Below are 20,203 nucleotides of genomic sequence, written 5' to 3' on the forward strand. Positions count from 1 at the left end.
TATGGAAAATTATGCTACCCCCCATTTTCCGACCCATATTCTCAATTACATTTCCTCTGAAGAAATGATAGGTATCCGAGCTGGTAAAAAACATGAAACATTTATTGAAATCTGGATGGTTACAATAGGTGAACGCGTATTCGCCAGATCATGGCGGCTTTCAGAGCGGAGTTGGTTTACCACCTTCATGAAAATACCACTGGGAGATATATGTTGCCTTGGCGAAATAATCCCCGTTACTGCACTGATTGTTGGCAACCAGGATACCCTTCTTACTGCAGCCATTAACCAGGCCTATAACAGGAAATACAACCATGGAGACGATAGCTATTATGTTAACCAGATGATTGACCCAACACGCTGGGAAAGAACTATAGAATTAAGGCCCAGGCAGTTGGTCTATTGCTGACATAGCGTACTTATACAATCCAGATATTCTTTACGGGCCAGGATAACAGCTTTTTCAACATTAATGGATGTTCTCTGACCAATATCGTAAGTTGAAAGTAATTCTTCTACGATGTAGGTACTACTAGCCAGATATGTATAGTTGGTTTTCAGGTAATTTAACACATCCTCTTCAAAGTCCTCATCCATTTCTTTGGGAACAACTTTCTGGCCTACGAGCTGCTCTAAAATAGCCTTCAACTCCTTTTCGCTATTCTTCAGGATCATGAGCTGATTTATAAGTTCATCCAAAGGCCATCCCTCGAGGCTACAAAGTTCTTCTACCTTACGTTTGATTACAAATGCCAATACTTTTATCTGTTCATCTTTTTCCTGAATGCTCAGTACATTTTCATAAGAGGCCATGATTGCCAATTGCTCAGCTGCATTGGATGCTACAGATAAATTCAGCTGATAGGCAATCTGATCCTGTTCTTGTAGCCATATATCCCCTTCCTGTACCTCAAGTGCCAGTTGCTCTATTACAGGTTGTATTTCATTGATCTTGTATTCCTGATCATCTACTTTAAAATATTCTACTGCTACTTGTTTCTCGGCAATAGCTTCCAAAAAATGCAGATCATATTTGTTTTGTAAATGGCGATTTAGTTTTTCGATTTGTTGATTATTATAAAACGAAGTAAATGCAGGAAGTTGTTGTTCTTCTTCTTTCGTGGTATCAATCATTGAAAATGATCTGTTATCGAAATACCCACCAAATAAAAGAGGGGAGGCATATCTTTTATAGGCATCACTTAGTTCCTTTTCCAATTCTGTGCTGTCAACAACCGACTCTATCTCTGTTTCGGTGGTGATTGAAATATAGTGTCTGGTCATTTCCTCTTCTACGGCTTGTTGGTTATTGAAGAGTACCCAGGCCAGGCGTTTATCGGTAATATTGATAACATTGGCTTTTACGTATCGTGCTTCCCTTTCAGCATCGGTTGGGTGACTTGCCCAGAGGTCGGTATACTGCACACGGGTTTTTGCGGCACCTGGCAACTCAGAATCAATTAAACGGGGTAGTCCTTCCTCCAGCTCCATTCCATGCTGGGTAGCGGTAATAATGGCTGTTCTACGCTGCAGATCATATACATTCAGCAATGCTACCTTTTTTTCCGCCAGTCTGTTGACCTTTCTGAAGCAATGTTCCATTCTTATGTTTGAGAACTCTATTCTCCTTAAGGCTGAGATAGCGGCATCACTGCCTGTAACAGCGGCTGATATGGCATCTGCATGAAATTCCATTTCTCTTGATAAGCGCCTATGGGAGAGATTCAGGTGTTTATACATTTTCTGAAGGATGGATTGGATTATTTTAACTATCCAGATTATCAGATGCGTAGTTAATGAAAATATGCTATGAATATTCTGCAGGAAGTTGAGCATCCGAACATATCCCTGGTTCTGGAACAGCATGTTGTAGATGATGTGATTCATCATATACACATAGCTACCGAACTTCATACTACGCTGTGAGAAATGCCCGAATTCATGAGCCAATACCTGTTTAAATTCGCTTAGGTTGAGAGAATTTACCAACCCCAGTCCGATTTCAAGGTTCTTTTTTACGGGAAATATCAAACTAAGGATACTACTATCATAAAACACGCAAGCATTTACGCCGGAGGAAATGAATACATGTTTAGGCATTGGCGTGTTGGTATCTTTAGTTAATCTTTTAAGGAATTCAAAAAGGTTGGGATGTTGTTCCTCGAAGATTTCTATACGATCCGCTTTTTGATCTTTCAGGCTGGTGAATACAAACTTAAAGAGGAATATTATAATAAAAACACCAACGCCCATGAGTGAAAGGGCGAGCAGTATCATCATCAGATGCAGACTTAATGAGAGTACGCCAACTCCAAGAGCAATAAACCCGGCGGCTACTGCCATTGCGGTTAGTAATAATAATGCATATACGATACAAAACAGCAATAATGACCCTATGATCTTTACTACTTCCTTTTGAAAGCTACTGCCAGGCTTCACCAGGTTTCTATCTACAGAGACCGGATTAGGTGGATAAAAATTAAAATTCTCCATCGGGTTAAGTTGGTATAGGTAATCATTATACTGTTACAAATTAATCTAAAATTCTGATGCAATAGAATTGCAGTACTGAATTGATTAATAAAAACCACAAGTTATATGCTTAGGGTTATACTAAGACGAAAACTTTGTTATGCGGCATAAAAAAATTTTATGACTACTATTTAATATATAAATTATTATAAATCAAATAATTTAATTTTGATAGATACAACATTAACATCCACCCAGAACCGTAGTACAAAAAGATAACTTTTTTTTAACTACATTAGTATCGTGTGTATTCGCTTGCTTATGAATCGCACGGGTTTTTTGCTTTACTAAATACTGAATCTAACTGTTTGCTGAATTGAGACCTGACCAAAATCGACCCAGTATCGTTCTACTTTAAAAAATCGGAGTTTATGTTAGCTATACACGCGTGAGCCAACGGCGTATTTTTTCAATAACAAAATCTAAAACTATTACAACAATCGGCCAACGATTGTAACCAAAATCTGACACCGTTAATCAAAACTAAAACAACCTAACTCAATCTCTGAAGGATGGCTATGGCCAATCATTTCAGGGGAAGGTAACTATTATCTAATAAACCAAAATCAGAACTACATGAGGAAATCATTACTCGTGGTGGTCAGCATGTTATGTCTAGTAACTTCCGTGCTGGCACAAACCCATCGTACCGTTACGGGAAAAGTCTCAGATGAGAGTGGCTCCCCATTACCAGGTGTAACAATTAGCATACCTGGCGGTAAATCCGGTACTGTTACTGATGCAAAAGGAATATTTAGCTTATCAGTGACTACCGAAACCAAAACTTTACGTGTTTCATTTGTTGGGTATGAAGAGAAAGTGCTTCAAATTACCAGCGACAACCTGGGTAGCATCAAATTAATTCCGGATACTAAAGCCATATCAGAAGTAGTAGTTGTTGGATATGGTACCCAAAGAAGAACAGAAGTTACTGGTAGTATTACTTCTGTAAAAGGTGCTACTGTTGCTACATTGCCAGTACAGAGCTTTGAAGCAGGACTTGGTGGTCGTGCTGCTGGTGTTCAGATTACAGTACCGAACGGAGTTGTAAACAATCCTCCGGTATTTCGTATTCGTGGTACTAACTCACTTTCCTTAAGTGCGTATCCATTAATTGTAATTGATGGAGTACCTACTTTCACAGGTGATGTTGGTTCTACCAGCGCCCCATTAAACCCATTATCCAGCATCAACCCGGAAGATATCGAGTCTATCGATATCGGTAAAGATGCTGCCGCTACAGCGATCTATGGTAGCCGTGCAGCAAATGGCGTAGTATTCGTTACTACTAAAAAAGGCCGCCCGGGTCGTCCTCGTATTTCTTACGACGGTTGGGTAGGTATCAGCAGTCCTAATCGTTTACCTAAACTCCTAAATGCCAGACAATATCTGGAAATGAAAAACGAAGGATTGAAAAATGCAGGTAATGCCAATACCTATGTTCCAACTCTCGACGCAAAGGGCGATACTGTAGACACAAAATGGATGGATGTTGTATATCGTAAACAAGCCGTTTCACAGAGTCATAATGTTAATATCAGCGGAGGTACAGAAATTTCCAACTATTACCTTTCTGCAGGATACACTAAACAACAAGGGATCCTCAGACAAAATGATTTCATCAGGAAAAACATCATGTTGAACCTGAATCAACGGCTGGGTAAGGCATTATCTATCGGTGGTAAATTATCCTACTCTAATGAAAACAGTCTCATTTCCGGTGCTTCCGGTTCATTGGAAGGAGAAGCCTTTGCTTCCGGTGGGTTGGCCAGATTGGCATTTCTGACCTCTCCAATCGTTGCTCCCTATAACAACGATGGTTCCTACAACGTAGACGATGGTTATATCGGCGGTGGAGACAACGTACTTCAAACCGGTATCTATAACCCTAAAGTATTGCTGGATTTGGATCGTTCCAATGTAGAGTCGAATCACATCCAGGCTAATGTTTATGCAGAGCTTAAACCATGGGAATGGTTAACACTTCGTACTACTTATGGTGGCGATTATATCTTTATGAATAACGACATCTTTGAAAATGCGATAAGTGGCGACAATGCAGCGTCTAATGGTATGGCCAACAGCATCCACAGCGATTATAAGAGATGGATCTGGACCAACACCGCGCAATTTGATAAAACTTTTAATTATCATTCCATCAATGTGCTGATTGGAGGTGAACAACAACGTGATCAACGCGAACGATATGGTTTACAACGTACCAACCAGGCCGATAGCTACTTCAACAATACTGAAGGTGGATGGATAAACGATTACTCTTCAGACTTACTACGCCGTCAAAACTATTTACTGTCTTCATTTGCCCGTGTAAACTATAACTACAGGGAAAAATACTATGTATCAGCAAATGTGCGCCAGGATCAATTCTCTGCTTTCGGAGAGAACAATAAAAAAGGTATTTTCTACGGCTTCTCTGCCGGTTGGGAAATCACTAAAGAACAATTCTGGGCCGACAGTAAGTTGAGCGAAGTATTCAGTGGTTTGAAACTAAGAGCCAGCCATGGTAAAGTTGGTAACCTTGCCGGGTTAGGTGATTATGATGCACTTTCCTTGTATCGCCCTGTTCCTTATGGTGGTGATCCGGCTATTTACTATTATCAGTCCGGTAACCCTAACCTTGGTTGGGAAGTTAGTAAGAAAACTGATGTAGGTTTGGCCTTCGGCCTCCTGAACAACAGGCTTACAGGTGAATTAGGATATTACTATAATAATATCGATGGATTGATCTTACAAGTACCTCAGGCCCCGTCTGCCGGTATTCCTCACACTAACACTACTTCAACTATCCCTGTTAACGTTGGTAAAATGTATAACAAAGGATGGGAATTCAATGTCAACTTTGCAGCTATCAATAAGAAAGCATTCTCCTGGAATACTTCCTTCAATATAGCATTCAACAAAAATCAAATCACAGAATTATCAGGAAGCGAATTAACATCTATTCCTTTTGTAACCAGTTCACTGGAACAAACAAGTGTAAACAAGGTAGGATATCCTGCTGGTATGATTTACGTTGTATTAACCAAAGGAGTTGACCCTCTAACAGGAAGAAGAATATTTGTTAACGCAGCAGGTGAAGATGTTTATTTCGATCCGGCAGCACAAGACAAATACAAATATGCTGATGGTAAAATAGCTTCTCCTGTTGGAACAAAAGATGCAGTAGCCTACAAAAATACCAATCCTAAAGTATTGGGTGGTTTTGAAAATACTTTCCGCTACAAAAACTTTGAACTGAATGTATTACTTACCTACCAAACCGGCTTCTATGTTTATTATGGTAGCTACGCCGGGATGAAAGACCAACGTTATTGGAATAACAGTATTGATGTGCTGAAAAGATGGCAGAAACCTAATGATATCACTGATATCCCTAGAGTAGTGAATGGCGATAACATCTCTAATGGTTCTTCCTTCGCAATAGCTGCTAACGTATTTAAAGGCGACTTCCTGAAATTAAGATCAGTTGGATTAACCTATGTAATCCCTGAAACTGCAGTAAAACCATTGCATTTAACAGGTGCTAAAGTATATGTAAGAGGTAATAACCTCGCTATTGTGACTAAATATCCGGGTCCTGACCCTGAGGTTTCTTCAAATGGTAACAATGCTTCCGGACAGGGTGTGGATCGTAATACGTTAGGTAATGGTCGTACTGTCACAGTAGGTTTAAATGTTAATTTCTAAAATGATCAATGATGAAAAAGCTTAAATATATATTACCACTGCTTGCAGTAATAGGGATAACGGCTTGTCAGAAAGATTTGCTATCGGCTTTGCCAACGACAGATATTCCTGATACTAAAGCCTTTGACACCCCGGATCGAATTGCCAGTCAGGCGGCAGGCCTTTATTCGGTGCTTAAACACGGTAAATTCATGGGTGGTAAAGTACTTATCGCAAATGAAGTAAGAGGTGAAGATTATACCAATGAAAGAAGTAACAACGTTACACTCTTTGCAACCTGGAAAATGGTGGCTACCGGCGAATCTCAGGAAGTTAAGGAAATCTGGTCTCAGGGTTACAAAACCATCAATAGCGTAAACGTATTCCTTGCAGGCATGAATGCCAAAGGCACTAGTGTTGCAGGAAAAGAAGCTTCTGATAGTTATATCGGCGAAGCAAAATTTATTCGTGGTTTATCTTATTTCCAACTCCTGCAATTATATGCACGTCCATATATCAATGGAGCAGGCAATCAGCCTGGCCTGATTCTATATTGGGAACCCCATACAGTCGCTGGTGTATATACAAGAGCCAGAAGCACGGTTGCTGAATCTTATTCACAAATAATCAGAGATCTGGATTCGTCTGAAACACTTCTTCCTAAAGAAGCTGCTACTGCTACCAGAGCTAATGCTTTTAGTGCGATTGCATTAAAAACAAGAGTATATCTCTATATGGGTATGTGGGATAAGGTAATAACAGAAGCTAACAAATTAGTGCCTGCTACTGCTCCGTTTGAATCAGACGCCGGGTATCAACTGGAATCCAATTTAAGAACTGTTTTCTCAGGAAAATATACAGGCGAAGAAGCTATATTCACACTTCCCAATTCCGAAGCCACCAACGATTTCCCTGGCACTCAAACCCAAATGGCTTACTATTTTAATCCTGCTCCTCTTGGCGGAAACAGAGAGTATAACCTACGCCCTGAAGGTATTATTGGTGATGCTTTCTGGAAAGCGACCGATACAAGAAGGAAACTAATAACTACTGCAAGCGGTAAAAATTACATGAATAAGTATATTTCTCCGGATCCATATACCGACTATATTCAGGTAATCAGGTACGCAGAAATTCTGCTGAATCTTGCTGAAGCGAGAGTTCGTTCTACCAACGCACTCGATCCTCAGGCTATAGCGCTGTTAAATGCTGTTCATGGCCGTTCAGATGCCACTACCATATTTACCGCTGCCAGCTTTGATTCTCCTCAGGATCTAATTAATACTATTCTGAAAGAGAAACATATTGAATTGTTAGGAGAAGGTTTCAGAGCAATGGAACTCACCAGACTGGGTTTAACTATCCCTACAAAGAGCTCTATTATTCCTCCAACCACCCCAACAACCAATAACTATGTATGGCCAATTTCATCTGATGAACTGGTATACAACAAGGGCTGTAAAGACAACTATTAATTTCTTATAACAGGCCGATACTCTCTAGTATATCGCCTTTTCATAAGCAAAACATGGGCTGCCCGCTCGAGCAGGGCAGCCCTTTCTTATTTATAAATATCTTTCAGATCATTCTCAAACAACGTATAAGGGTCGTTGTAAAACTTCACAAAATCCGGTACTCCCGGATGCCCTGGAAACGGTGCATAGTAATGAGTCGGACTGGTTTTATCATTCCTCCATACCAACACATACGAAAGCCTCAATCCTTTTGTTTTCATCACTTTCAGCAACACATCATTCCACCAGTTGGTATTCGTAAGCGACTCCAATCCGGTTTCCGTAAAAGCCGCCAGTTTGCAATGCTCTTCTGCATAGTCCGAAATGATTCTTAACTTCTTTATTGCTTTCTTCAATTTATATCCATCTCTCCCCATATCTCCATAATTATCCATCCCCACCATATCCACCCACTCATCGCCCGGATAACGTTCCAGGAATTCTTCTGTGGAATTGAATTTATTATCAGGAGAAAAAGCATAAATGAAATTATGCACCTGCATACTATCTCTCAGAAAACTAACTGTAAACTTCCATAAACTGGTAAACTCTTCACGTGTACAATGCGGTTTTCCCCACCAAAACCATTCTCCGTCAAACTCGTGAAAAGGCCGAAAGATCATAGGAACCACTTTACCATCCGCTCCCTTTGTGTTATTCGCCCAATTCCCAATTTGCCTGAGTATATCCTTATACTGCTCATGGGCCGAACCTCCCGGGATAATATATTTTACTGCAGGCTTGGAAACAGAATCCTTCCAGTAAAACTCTCCCCCTGAAACCGGGTTATTAAAATGCCAGGCAACTGTAACAACGCCTCCTCTATTATAGGTATCTGATACTATCTTCCGCACCGCCTCCATTGACTTCTGGCAGTGTTCCGGAGAAAAACCGGTAAACTCACGCAAATCAACCCCCACAACACCGGGATGCGACCCGGTTACCGACTTAACATCTGAACGCCCTTCTTCATTTTCCCAGCCATGACCGTATTCCATGGCATGTTGGTGACCAAACAATGTATGAGACTCAGACAGTTTATACAGGTTCCGGCTCAAAGCCAAAGTCTCTTTAGTAGCATAAGGATCAACTAACTCGGAATTCTGTGCATTTGTAGCCGTAGCAATAATCATGACTATAGCCGTGAAAAATATTCTTCTCATCTCAAGGACTAATTAATGTAGTAAATGTTCTGGCAGCCAAAGATAGTTCAACTTTCCCGTTTCGTACGGGTATCGACGTTAGCTCTTCCATATGTTTTCCCTGACTTGTAACTAATACTTTTAAAGATTTTGTATTAGCCGGCAAGCCCTTTAATACTGCTTTTCGAGTAGCTCCATTATTAACAAGATGAACTACAACTTTATTCTCATTTGCCAACGCAGCTATGGTGACTGCCGACTTACTGGAGGTAGCAGCTAATGCCCGGAGTCCGGCCGGTGTAGAGGCCAGTTGTTTCAGATTCCAAAACCTTTGAGTTGGTTGTAGCGGACGTTGATCTCCAAAAACGCCACCACCCGCCAAAGGAGAATAATCTGCCGTAAGTTGCCATTGCAGGATTGAGGCCGGCTTACAGATATTCAATAACCTGATATACAGGTTAATTTCTTCCAAAGCATAGGTAGGCTCCTCAAAAATGGCCGGATATCCCCATGCCTGGGCATCTATACTTCCCTCTCCCACAATCAGGGGTTTAGAGATCTTTTTGGCAGCAGCAGCCCATTTTTCCAATGTAGATTGCTCCCAGCCTCGCCAGGAGTGAAAAGAAACAGCTCCAATATAAGGATGAGTAGCCGGATCATTTATTGCCGCATTTATAAACGAATACGTAGTGGCATCAGAGTTATCCCCAAGTAATAATTTGGTTTTCAATCCACGTTTTTCAAAATAAGCACCCAATCCTTTAATTAATGCTGCATGTTCTGCAGCCGTTTGACGGATATTAATCCCCAAATCAGATTCATTGAAAGAGAAATAATCTACCGTTACGTTATATTCCTTTTTTAAATACTCTACATAATCGGCGATGGATTTATATATTTCGCTGGTATGTTCATTATTCAATGGATTTCCCCAAACGCCATCAGGGCCCGGACTAAACTTAGGTTCACCAATTACTGCCCATGCAGGAGCCGACCAGGCAGAGAGAACAATTGGCATCCCTTTTTCATGCAAGGTCTGAGCCATCTCCATTGCCGCTTTTACCGAGGGATGTAATTCTTCTTTTGTTTTCCGGAGAGGTTGATCTGTTATTGCAGGTTGCCAGAACCGCCATGGCATTTCTACCCTCCCCCAGGCAACCCTCATATTCTCCAAACAATACTGAATTACCTGAGGATCAGTCTTAGAGTTCTGTAGCCTGAAATTCCCTCCAAAACCATCAAAAACATTGCCCTTTGACGCTTGTGACACATTCAATTCAACAGGTGATGTATCTACCTTTCCGGTAACCCCAAAGGTAAACCTACTACTCACCGAATCATTTCCTTCAAAATCACCGGTATGAATAGAGATAAGTAATTCGTGCTTACCTGCATGCAATACTGCTCCATTCTCAAAATTAATAATGGCCTCCTGCTGATTAGTTTTATAGCTTATTTGTCTTACCGGGATTGTACTAAAAAATGTCTCCAGATCGGAAACTAATTTCCCGTTAATATTTACAGTTGCATTATCGGGTATCTTAATAGCCCAAAATAATCCGTCTGCCTTTAATGCAGATTTTGCTATGGCAGTTATACTAACAGTATTAGTGCCCCGATTATCAGATTTCAGTCTTTCCACTATATTGATGCCCTTCAATTCCGTAGTTACTTCCTGGAAATCATCCATTCGTTTATAGATCGGGCGTTGTAGTTCTTTACCTGTTGAGATTCGGCTTCCATCCTTTTGCATGAGTGTTAATTTTGTTTCAAAAGGAAATAGCTGGCCTTCAATTCTCACTCCTGTTATATTTCCCCAGGGCGCTAATTCTGCCTGTGCAAAGGCATACTGCTGTAGATGTAATGTTGCAATAAAAAACAAGAAATATAGGTATTTTCTCCGTGTAAGCATATTATGGGATTTGAAGTTAATATTACATAAAATTATAGAGGGTGGGTATAAACCCACCCAATCTTTTAATGATCTTTTGATCTTATAGCGTTCTTTTGTACATAATTCAAAATTTACATCTAGTAGCCAGGATTTTGTAAAAGTTGCTGATTAAGTCCAATCTGTACCTGAGGAATTGGCATCAGATCCTTGCCGGCAGGAACGGTAATGTCATACTTATCCTTCACATATTTCAAATGCTCACCGGATCTTCTCAGCATGTACCATAACGACATTTCGCCTGCCAGTTCGTGACGGTATTCATCCAGCAGAATGCTCATTACATCAGCACCGGATGCGATACCCAAACCAGCTCTTTTTCTGATACGATTGTTTATAATATCCAGTGCATCACCATCTTTTCCGCTTTTATGCAATGCTTCTGCCAGGCTTAAAAGCACCTGACCATAACGCATCATAATAACATTCTGGCCGCTGAAAATATAGGTATCTCCTGTATTTCCGGTTACATTGGGATCTCTCCAGGTTTTAATACCATAGTAACCAGATCTTGCCTTATCCGAGCCTTTCCATGGATTGGCCTTAGTACCACAGGTATTAATACCTCCGAAAGTAGAGATCACTCTCGGGTATTTAGAGATCTGGCATTTAGGATCGGGATGTGTATCGCCTGGTCCTATTACGGTAGCAGCTTTACGTTCATCACCTGTTTCGAATGAATTATAAAGTTCAGGAGTTGCATATGCATACCCGAATTGAGTTACTTCTTCAGGCATACCAAAAGAAGCCAGCCAGTGATTATTGTTGGTATGGCTCCACGACATATCTGCACCAGCAATAAACTGAACTTCAAAGATCGATTCTTTACCGTTCTGATTATTGAAGTCGTGGATATTGAGGAACTTGGATTCCAGCTGGAAATGTCCTTCCAGTTGTTGATAGCTTTGCACGGCATCTGGATATTTCTTTAACCACATCTGTGCATCTCCCAGATAGGCTAAAGCAGCACCCTTATTTGCACGCCCCAAATCTACTGCAGCCAAGTCTTCTTTCCACGGAAGCAGCTCGCTCGCTTTCTTCATATCTTCAGCCACCGCTGCAAATACTTCATCCTGTGTATTACGGGGATGGCGACCATCATCTGTTACTATTTTCAATTCCAGTGGAACCCCACCGAAATTACATGCCAGGTAATAGTATAATACTCCTCTGAGAAAGTATGCTTCTCCTGTTAATCTGTTTGCCAGTTCAGCTGTAATGATCTTATCATTTTCCATTTTTGTGATAATAGGAAATGCCGAATTGGCGCGTGCAATACCCTGATAGGCACGGGTCCAGAAAGTATTTAAAGCCCCAAAATCTGTAGGTACTTCATAGGTTTTGAAGAAAACATCGGCACCATAATTCTGGAAATCCTGAGTCAGAAAATTGGCCTGGTACCACAATGCTTTCAGCATGAAGTCCATATCATGGAATGTATTATAAATACCTGTAACCAGGGCTATTCCGTCTTCTGGTTTTTTAAACAAAGCATCTTCTGTAATGCCTGAAGTATTCTTTTGTTCAAGAAAACTCTTGGAGCAGCTCTGCGGTAAGATCATAGACGCAATGCAGAGCGCTGATATATATATGAATTTGTTAGTTCTCATGTTCTGAAATTTAGGAGGTTAGAACTGTACGTTTAGCCCAACAGTAAAGTTTCTGGTAGATGGGAAAGTACCCAGATCGATGCCTGAAGCAGTAGTGCCGCTTTGTTCACCGATTTCAGGATCTAAGCCCGAATAACCGGTAATGGTAAAGAGGTTTTGTCCGCTAACATATACTCTTACTTTTCCGACATGCAAACGTTTTGCTATCTCTGATGGTAAAGTATAACCCAACATTAAGCTACGTAAGCGCAGATAGCTTCCATCTTCTACATAATAATCGGACGGGCGGCCATTACCATTTACATCTTCCCTTACCGCTCTTGCCATAGTAGTAGAAGGGTTAGTAGGGGTCCAGCGATGCAGGTACCAGTCTTCACCCACGTTTTGTACACCAACCCCACCATTGGTAGCCAGGCTTTCGAGGTTTCTTCTTGCATAGTTGAAGATATCGTTGCCCACTGAGTAATAGAAGAAAAGGCTCAGATCAAAATTCTTGTAGGATGCATCATAGTTTACTCCGCCATAGAATTTAGGGATCGGAGAGCCAATGATAGTTCTGTCGGCATCTGTAATTTTTCCATCTCCGTCAAGGTCCATGAATTTACGATCGCCAGGCGATGTAGTAGAAGCCTGGTAATAGGTAACCTGGTTATTGTTCTTTTTGGTAGCTGCTGCATTGAGCTCATCTATCTCTTGCTGGCTTTGGAAAATTCCGGCACTTTTAAATCCATAGAATGCACCCAGTGAACCTCCTACCATAGAATTACTGAATACCTGCCAGGTATTACCACCATAATCCGGGAATCCTAAATTAGAGAAGTTGGTCTGCCCTGTTTGCCCCGGTGCCAGCTTTAATATTTTATTCTTTACAGTAGTAACATTACCGGCTACTTCCCAGGTGAAATCGCCAGTAGTTTTACGATAGGATAAACCCAGCTCTATACCTTTATTTTCGATACTTCCAACGTTCTTGGTAGCCTGAGGAAACCCTGTTTGTGCAGGAACAGCTATTTGTAACAGGAAATCGCTGGACACACGACGATAATAATCGGCGGTCAGACTTAATCTGTTATCCAATACGCTTACATCGAGTCCTATGTTTCCTTGTTTGGAGGTTTCCCAAACAAGATTTTTATTAGGTAAATTTTGAAGAGCTATACCATCGTAGAATACTTTGGAAGCGCCGAATACATATCCCCTGTTATCCTGCGTGGTTCCCGAACCGTAGTTGCCCTGGTACTGAAACAAACCTATATTCTGGTTACCTGCAGTACCATAGCTACCGCGAATTTTCAGGTCACTGATCCATTTAATGTCTTTGATAAAATTCTCATCGATCATTCTCCATGACGCACTCACAGATGGGAATACGCCCCATTTATTGCCATCAGAGAACCTGGAAGATCCATCACGTCTTATAGTTCCGGTAACGATATATCTATCTAATAATTTATAGGAAAGACGACCAAACTGAGAAGCGAGCGACCAGCTTTGCTGGTTACCAAAAATATTGGCCAAACGCTGAACAGAACCTAAATCTCTCAGTTCATCGCTCACCATTTGAGAACCACTTCCTCCAATCTGGCGAAAAGTATTTTGCTGAGCAGAAACTCCACCTACAAAATCAACGCTATGAATTTTATTGAAGGTTTTAGTATAGGCAACAGTGTTTTCCCATAACCATTCAAAGGTATTGTTTGCGCTCTGGCTATAGAAAGGATATCCCGCCGGTTCTACTCTGTGGTTGGTTGGTGTAAAATAATAACCGGAATAATCGCTGTAGTTGATCCCGAAATTTGTTTTCAGCCTGAGTCCACTTACCGGGGTTACTTCCAACGAAGAAGAGGCCAGCAAATTATTATTGGCATTACGGGTATCCTGCGTTTCGATATCTGCAACAATATTATTGCTACCGGAAGTAACAGTTTTACCTTTTGTAAAATAGCCATAGTTACCATTTGCATCCTTCACCTGATCTGTAAGCGGGTTACCGGTCATTGTAGGAATGAGCTTAGTGAGATTTCCGATGCCAGATTGTCCGCTTCCTAAACGTACGGTTCCATCGGTGCGGGCATATTTCACACTGTTGCTAACTTTCAGCCAGGAGCTTGGTGTGTAGTCGAGATTCAGACCGGCGTTATAACGTTTGTAATACGATTCAATTACTACTCCTTTATGATCCAGCATCCCGGCCGAGAAAGCAGTTTGTACTTTATCGTTACCGCCTCGTACAGCGATGTTATAATTTTGTCTGAGACCCATTTGATATACTTCGTCCTGCCAATCGATATTCCTTAATGAAGAAGGATTACTCCATTCCGGTAATACCTCATAGTTCGATTGTTTAGCGATTTCGGTGGCAAAAGGGCCAAATTGCTGTGCTGTTAATACTTTAAACTTCTTAGGTTTAGACTGAAAGCTATTCACAGCATCTACTGTTACCTGGATGCCATCTTTACGTCCACGTTTGGTGGTAATTACCACTACGCCGTTTGCTGCTCTGTTACCATAAATAGCGGTTGCGGATGCATCTTTCAGGATATCGATGGTTGCAATATCAGAAGGGTTTAAATTGGAAAGACCACCAGAAATAGGATATCCATCTACTACATAAAGCGGAGAGTTATCACCGAAGGTACCAATACCTCTGATCCTAACTGATACTGCGGCACCAGGAGAGCCATCATTATTGGTAACCTGTACACCGGTAGCACGCCCCTGCAAGGCCTGATCTAAAGTAGAAACAGGAACTTTTTCGATTTGTGAAGCACTTACAGAACTGATAGCACCTGTAAGATCTTTACGTTTGGTGGTTCCATATCCTACAACTACTAATTGTTCTAAAGTTTTAGTAGCACTTTCGAGTTGGATATCGATATTCATTCTGTTGTTTACTCTTACTTCCTGAGTAGTGAACCCAATGGCACTAATGATCAGTATCGAGTTTGGAGATACAGTTAAAGTAAACTCGCCCTTGTCGTTTGTTTGAGTTCCGGAAGCAGTACCTTTTACCTGCACTGTTGCACCAGGTACTCCGGTACCATCTGCCAACACACGTCCTCTTATTGTTCCCTGCTGTGCAAAAAGACACTGAGAAGAGAGAAGGAAAATGAAACATAAAAACCGGAAACTCCGATTTTTAGATTCGCTCGCATATGAAGATATTAATCTCCATAGGGAAAAAGAATTGTTCATAAACGTTGGAATTTTTAATGTTAAGATTGCCGGCACCAATCTAACCGGGTGAACAAAATTAAACGGAAATAAGAGGGAACAGGGTATCGGTATGTTGAAGATAAGGGGTCGAAATGTCGCTTTTAGCTCGCTGGCTCGCTATTTTTTTCTCGCAGAGAAGCAAAGATTAATATTAAGAGACGTAAGGATTGTTTTAAGATTTTAAAGAATTAAAGTGGATGTAATAAGAATTGAAGGAAGTATTAAGAACTGAAGTGAATGTCCTTAAGAGCTGTTCTTAGACAACGTCTCCAATTCTTTAAAACTTAAAAAAAGTCTTTGCTCCTTAATATTAATCTTTGCTTCTCTGCGAGAAAAAAAGCGAGCCAGCGAGCTAAACCCTGGCCGCCTGCTTTTGAAATTGTGAAGGAGTTATTCCAAATGTTTCCTTGAAATACATTGAAAACTTCTTAGGATTATTAAACCCTACTTCATAGGCTACTTCAGCGATGGTAAGCTGACTCCGTTCCAATAGCTGCTTACCTCTTTTCAGCCTGATATCTCTGATAAATTCCTGGGGAGACCTACCGGTGAGAGAAAGTAATTTTCTATACATCCCTGCCCGGTGCATGTATAGTTCTTTGCTTAATTCTTCTACTGTGAATTCGGCGTTGGCTATATTTTTTTCCAGAACCGATAATACCTGTTGGAGAAACTGTTCATCTACCGGTGTTATAGCAACTTCAGAAGGTTGAAGATCGAGATGTGTCTTTTGTTTCTTACCATTAACTTTGGCCAGGGCAATAAGATTTTTCATTCTTGAAGCCAGTATCTCGTATGTAAACGGCTTAGTCATATAGTCGCTTACTCCAAGTTTATAGCTCTCGAGCTGCATTTCTTCATCTCCTACAGCTGTTAGCAATATGATGGGAACAGATGATAATGTTGGATGTGTTTTAATACGGCGGGTCAATTCTATTCCATCCATAAACGGCATCATCACATCACTAACCACAAGATCGGGTTTCCATTTATCCAGATCTTCCCAGGCCTCCTGTCCATTTGCACATTCTATTACTTCATAATCCTGCTTCAGGTTATCTTTCAGATAAAAACGAAAATCGTCGTTATCTTCTACCAGTAAAATTACCGGTCTGTTCTGACTTCTGCTTTCCTTTGCTTTATTTTCTGCTTTTATTTCTTCAGCCTCGGGTTGAATTAACGGAAGTACTATTGTAAAGGTAGCTCCTTTCTCCGGCTCACTTTCAACGGTAATAGTTCCGTTATGTAGTTTTACAAACTCCTTTGTGATAGCCAATCCTATTCCGGTACCAGGATGCATGATATTGGCAGGTACATCCTGCTGAAAGAATCTTTCAAAGATACGTTCCTGCTTATCCTTCGGGATTCCCATTCCGGTATCCGCAACACTGATGCTAATAGTATCCCCTCCGGTTTCCACAACATTTACGGTAATGGAACCACCTGCAGAAGTATATTTAAAGGCATTAGATAACAGATTGAACAAGATTTTCTCCAGTTTATCCCAATCGAAAAAAGCTCTCAGACTTTTCTGCGGTAAGTGGGTAAGCAGACTGATCTTTTGTCGCTCTGCCACATCAGAGAACGAGTTACAGATATCCTGTATACAGTGAACCACCTCACCTTCTGTTGGCTGCAATTTAAATTCCTGTACTTCCATTTTACGGAAGTCGAGCAACTGATTTACCAGATTTAACAAGCGTTTACCGTTGCGGTGAATCAGCTGCAATTGTTTTTGCTGGGCCGGATCTGATATGGTTTGCAACATTTTATCCAAGGGCCCGAGGATCAGGTTTAACGGAGTTCTGAATTCATGGCTAACGTTGGTGAATAACTTAGTTTTCACAGTATCCATTGCCAGCACCCTTTCTCTTTCAGTACGTTCCTGTACAACTGCAAATCGCATCCTTTCCTTCTCGATAATATAACTTCTTGCCAGATATAAGAGCGCGAGTATTGCAACTGCATAAATGATAAAGGCCAATGGAGTTTTCCAGAATACCGGGGTAATCACTACTTTCAGTGTTTTTTCATTATTACCCCAGATACCATCGCCATTCGTAGCTTTCACCTTGAAGTAATAAGTTCCCGGAGCCAGATTGGTATAGGTTACCTTTCTGTTGGCGCTTGTAGTGTAGGACCATTGAGTGTTTAGACCTTCCAGTTTATAGGCATATAAATTATTGCCTGAGAAATCCAGTGCGGCAAATTCTATTGAAAAAATATTTTCGTTATGTCTTAATTTAATCTCTGAAGTAAATGGAATTGCTTCGGTGAGCACAACATTACGGTTGAGTAACTGACCTACATTAATTTCATTATTAAAAATATCGATATTGGTAAAAACCAGTGGCACACTGCCTTCGCTAGCATCTACCTTATCTGGATTTATAATATTGAAACCATTTGCACCACCTTCATAAATCAATCCTGATTTACTAAGCATTGCTGCACTTTCATTGAATATTTTTCCCTGAATATTATTGCTGTTATTAAAGTTTCTGACTTCCAGGGCAACCACATCCCCATCCTTTCTTTTAATAAGTAACTGGCACAAACCTTTGGAGGTGGTCATCCAGGCATTATTATGTTTATCGATCAGCAGAGAAAGAATTGTGTTGTCCGGTAATCCATCTTCTGTGGTAAATCTTTTAAATTTTTTTGTTCGAGGATTCCAGACATTAAGTCCAACCCGGGTTGCTACCCATACGAGGCCATTCTGATCTTCAACCAGGTCGCGGATATGGCTATGAGTAAGACTGTTTGGGTCGTTGCTATGATTATAGTGAGTAAATGCAGTTCTTTCAGGATTGAGTACTTCTACTCCTTCGGAAGTTCCGATCCAGAGATTGCCCTTACTGTCTTCAAGCATGGAAGGAATGTAGTTGGAATGCAGGGCTAATGGTTGTGGGCTTTCTACAGCGTATTTATAGAATCTGTTAGTTTGATGATCATATCTGTTTACACCCCCCAGCAATGTTCCAACCCAGATAACATTGTTTCTGTCTTCCATCAGGTGCCATACTCTGTCATCGGACAGGGAATAGGGATCAGACGAATCGTGGCGGAAAACTGTGAATTGTTTTCCATCAAAAACATTCAATCCACCTAAAAAAGTACCTACCCAAACTTTACCGCTATGATCTACACATAAACTAACGATAACATTATTACTAAGACTATACGGATCTGATGGATTATTTAAGTATTGAGTGAATTTACGGGTTTTAGTATCGAAATAAATCAGGCCACCACCGTTGGTTCCGATCCATACATTCCCTTTTGCATCTTCGGCAAAGCAGTTGATATCATTATCGGGTAAACTGGTTTTATTATCGGGTTCGTGGCAATAGAGTTCAAATTGTGTAATCTGCTGATCTATATAATTCACTCCTTTTTTACCAGCACCAATCCAGATAATACCCTGGTTGTCTTTATACAAAGTTTCAATGCTGTTATAACTAAGGCTTTTTTTATCGTCTTCCCGGTTGAGGACATATGAAATATGAGCAGGTTGAAGGGCATCTATCACATTTATTCCGCCATGGTCGGTACCTACCCAGATATCGCCGTATTTATCTTCAACGATGCCTTTGATCAGGTTATTATTCAGGGGGTATGGGGAATTAGAATGGTAATAGATTGTTTCGTTGGTATGGGGATTAATTTTCAGTAGTCCAACCGGATCGCTGAAGGTATATGCCCAAATATTGCCGCCTTTATCGGCATAGAGCCGATAATCGTATGCCTTGCCTTTGAATAATTCCTGGAGTTTATTGTTCTCCTGCAGGGGTGTCAATACCCTTCCATCCAGTTGCAGCAACTTCCCGTTTTTAAGCACCAGCCAAATATTGCCTTTTACATCTTCGCACATGGAGGTAAAACTACTTTCGGGGGCTTTGAAGCTCTGAACCTGCCTGGAGGCAGGGTTAAAACGAAAAAGTCCTTCCTTTTCGAAAAGGAACCAGTAATTCTTTTGGCGGTCCAGCAGGATGCAGATGGCTCTTTTGGCAGGAAGGCCCATTGTTTTGAGGTAGCGGGTATAATGGCGGTCGAATTGTTCGGTGAGGGGGTTGTAAATGGCTACAGCATCCAGACTTTTAGAGCCTACCCACATTTTATTACCCGGGAATGGGAAAAGATCGGTGATAAAGCTATCTTCCAGAGAGGTAGTATCGCTGGGGATATTTGTAAATATTTTACAATTATGGCCATCAAAGCGATTTAGTCCGGCGGCGCCTCCAAACCATACAAAACCGGTATTATCTCTATAAATAGTATAAACCTGGTTGTGAGATAAACCATTATCGGTATCCAGTCTTGAAAAATTATAGGTGCGCGGTTGTGCGACCAGTATAATTGGCAGTAATAATATTAGTAAAAATAACCCTACACGGCACTTGAATGGCATAACGTGCTTAAAAAATTATCGTGATTTTGGCAAAATAACATTGAAATAGGCGGTGTTAATGTACTAAAAAAATAACTCAGCACTGCATTCAGGCATACAAATCAGCAATTACTGATAAAAAAGTATCAATATTTTGGCAA

9 protein-coding genes are annotated in these 20,203 nt (G+C 40.8%); 3 read left to right on the forward strand and 6 right to left on the reverse strand.

Annotated features, from left to right (window positions below):
• The first annotated feature begins 1 nt into the window (after position 1).
• Positions 2-409, forward strand: a complete 408-nt coding sequence (locus tag DVR12_RS19250; RefSeq protein ID WP_158563306.1) for a DUF2255 family protein — start codon at positions 2-4, stop codon at positions 407-409.
• Here the strand turns inward: DVR12_RS19250 and DVR12_RS19255 are convergent.
• Complete coding sequence (locus tag DVR12_RS19255; protein ID WP_116977416.1) at positions 400-2,493, reverse strand: M48 family metalloprotease; 2,094 nt, start codon at positions 2,491-2,493, stop codon at positions 400-402. The genes DVR12_RS19250 and DVR12_RS19255 overlap by 10 nt on opposite strands.
• 615 nt (positions 2,494-3,108) lie before the next feature.
• Between DVR12_RS19255 and DVR12_RS19260 the strand changes: the two genes are divergently transcribed.
• Positions 3,109-6,240, forward strand: coding sequence for a SusC/RagA family TonB-linked outer membrane protein (locus DVR12_RS19260; RefSeq protein ID WP_116977417.1), 3,132 nt, complete (start codon positions 3,109-3,111; stop codon positions 6,238-6,240).
• An 11-nt stretch (positions 6,241-6,251) separates the two neighbouring features.
• Positions 6,252-7,694, forward strand: a complete 1,443-nt coding sequence (locus DVR12_RS19265) for a RagB/SusD family nutrient uptake outer membrane protein (protein WP_158563307.1) — start codon at positions 6,252-6,254, stop codon at positions 7,692-7,694.
• Between the two features lie 86 nt (positions 7,695-7,780).
• On the opposite strand, the gene DVR12_RS19270 is transcribed toward DVR12_RS19265, so the two are convergent.
• The 5 genes from DVR12_RS19270 to DVR12_RS19290 form a co-directional block, all read right to left on the reverse strand.
• Entirely contained in the window at positions 7,781-8,896 is a 1,116-nt protein-coding gene (locus tag DVR12_RS19270; RefSeq protein WP_116977419.1) for a glycoside hydrolase family 26 protein, read from the reverse strand.
• A 1-nt stretch (position 8,897) separates the two neighbouring features.
• Entirely contained in the window at positions 8,898-10,787 is a 1,890-nt protein-coding gene (locus tag DVR12_RS19275; protein ID WP_116977420.1) for a glycoside hydrolase, read from the reverse strand.
• A 119-nt stretch (positions 10,788-10,906) separates the two neighbouring features.
• Positions 10,907-12,436 (reverse strand): RagB/SusD family nutrient uptake outer membrane protein, encoded by a 1,530-nt coding sequence (locus DVR12_RS19280; protein WP_116977421.1) that lies wholly within the window; start codon positions 12,434-12,436, stop codon positions 10,907-10,909.
• 18 nt (positions 12,437-12,454) lie between these two features.
• A complete protein-coding gene (locus DVR12_RS19285; RefSeq protein ID WP_116977422.1) occupies positions 12,455-15,631 on the reverse strand; it encodes a SusC/RagA family TonB-linked outer membrane protein in 3,177 nt (1,058 codons plus the stop codon).
• A 373-nt stretch (positions 15,632-16,004) separates the two neighbouring features.
• Positions 16,005-20,063 carry a hybrid sensor histidine kinase/response regulator gene (locus tag DVR12_RS19290; RefSeq protein WP_116977423.1) on the reverse strand — a complete coding sequence of 1,353 codons (4,059 nt, stop codon included), beginning with the start codon at positions 20,061-20,063 and terminating at the stop codon, positions 16,005-16,007.
• Positions 20,064-20,203: the final 140 nt, after the last annotated feature.

Origin of the sequence: Chitinophaga silvatica, from assembly GCF_003419895.1 — a bacterium.
Classification (GTDB): Bacteria; Bacteroidota; Bacteroidia; order Chitinophagales; family Chitinophagaceae; genus Chitinophaga; species Chitinophaga silvatica.

What these genes read in the sequence shown, in the direction of transcription:
- DVR12_RS19250 (WP_158563306.1), top strand. Translation starts at nt 2, where the DNA reads ATGGAAAATTATGCTACCCCCCATTTTCCGACCCATATTCTCAATTAC.
- DVR12_RS19255 (WP_116977416.1), bottom strand. Translation starts at nt 2,493, where the DNA reads ATGGAGAATTTTAATTTTTATCCACCTAATCCGGTCTCTGTAGATAGA.
- DVR12_RS19260 (WP_116977417.1), top strand. Translation starts at nt 3,109, where the DNA reads ATGAGGAAATCATTACTCGTGGTGGTCAGCATGTTATGTCTAGTAACT.
- DVR12_RS19265 (WP_158563307.1), top strand. Translation starts at nt 6,252, where the DNA reads ATGAAAAAGCTTAAATATATATTACCACTGCTTGCAGTAATAGGGATA.
- DVR12_RS19270 (WP_116977419.1), bottom strand. Translation starts at nt 8,896, where the DNA reads ATGAGAAGAATATTTTTCACGGCTATAGTCATGATTATTGCTACGGCT.
- DVR12_RS19275 (WP_116977420.1), bottom strand. Translation starts at nt 10,787, where the DNA reads ATGCTTACACGGAGAAAATACCTATATTTCTTGTTTTTTATTGCAACA.
- DVR12_RS19280 (WP_116977421.1), bottom strand. Translation starts at nt 12,436, where the DNA reads ATGAGAACTAACAAATTCATATATATATCAGCGCTCTGCATTGCGTCT.
- DVR12_RS19285 (WP_116977422.1), bottom strand. Translation starts at nt 15,631, where the DNA reads ATGAACAATTCTTTTTCCCTATGGAGATTAATATCTTCATATGCGAGC.
- DVR12_RS19290 (WP_116977423.1), bottom strand. Translation starts at nt 20,063, where the DNA reads ATGCCATTCAAGTGCCGTGTAGGGTTATTTTTACTAATATTATTACTG.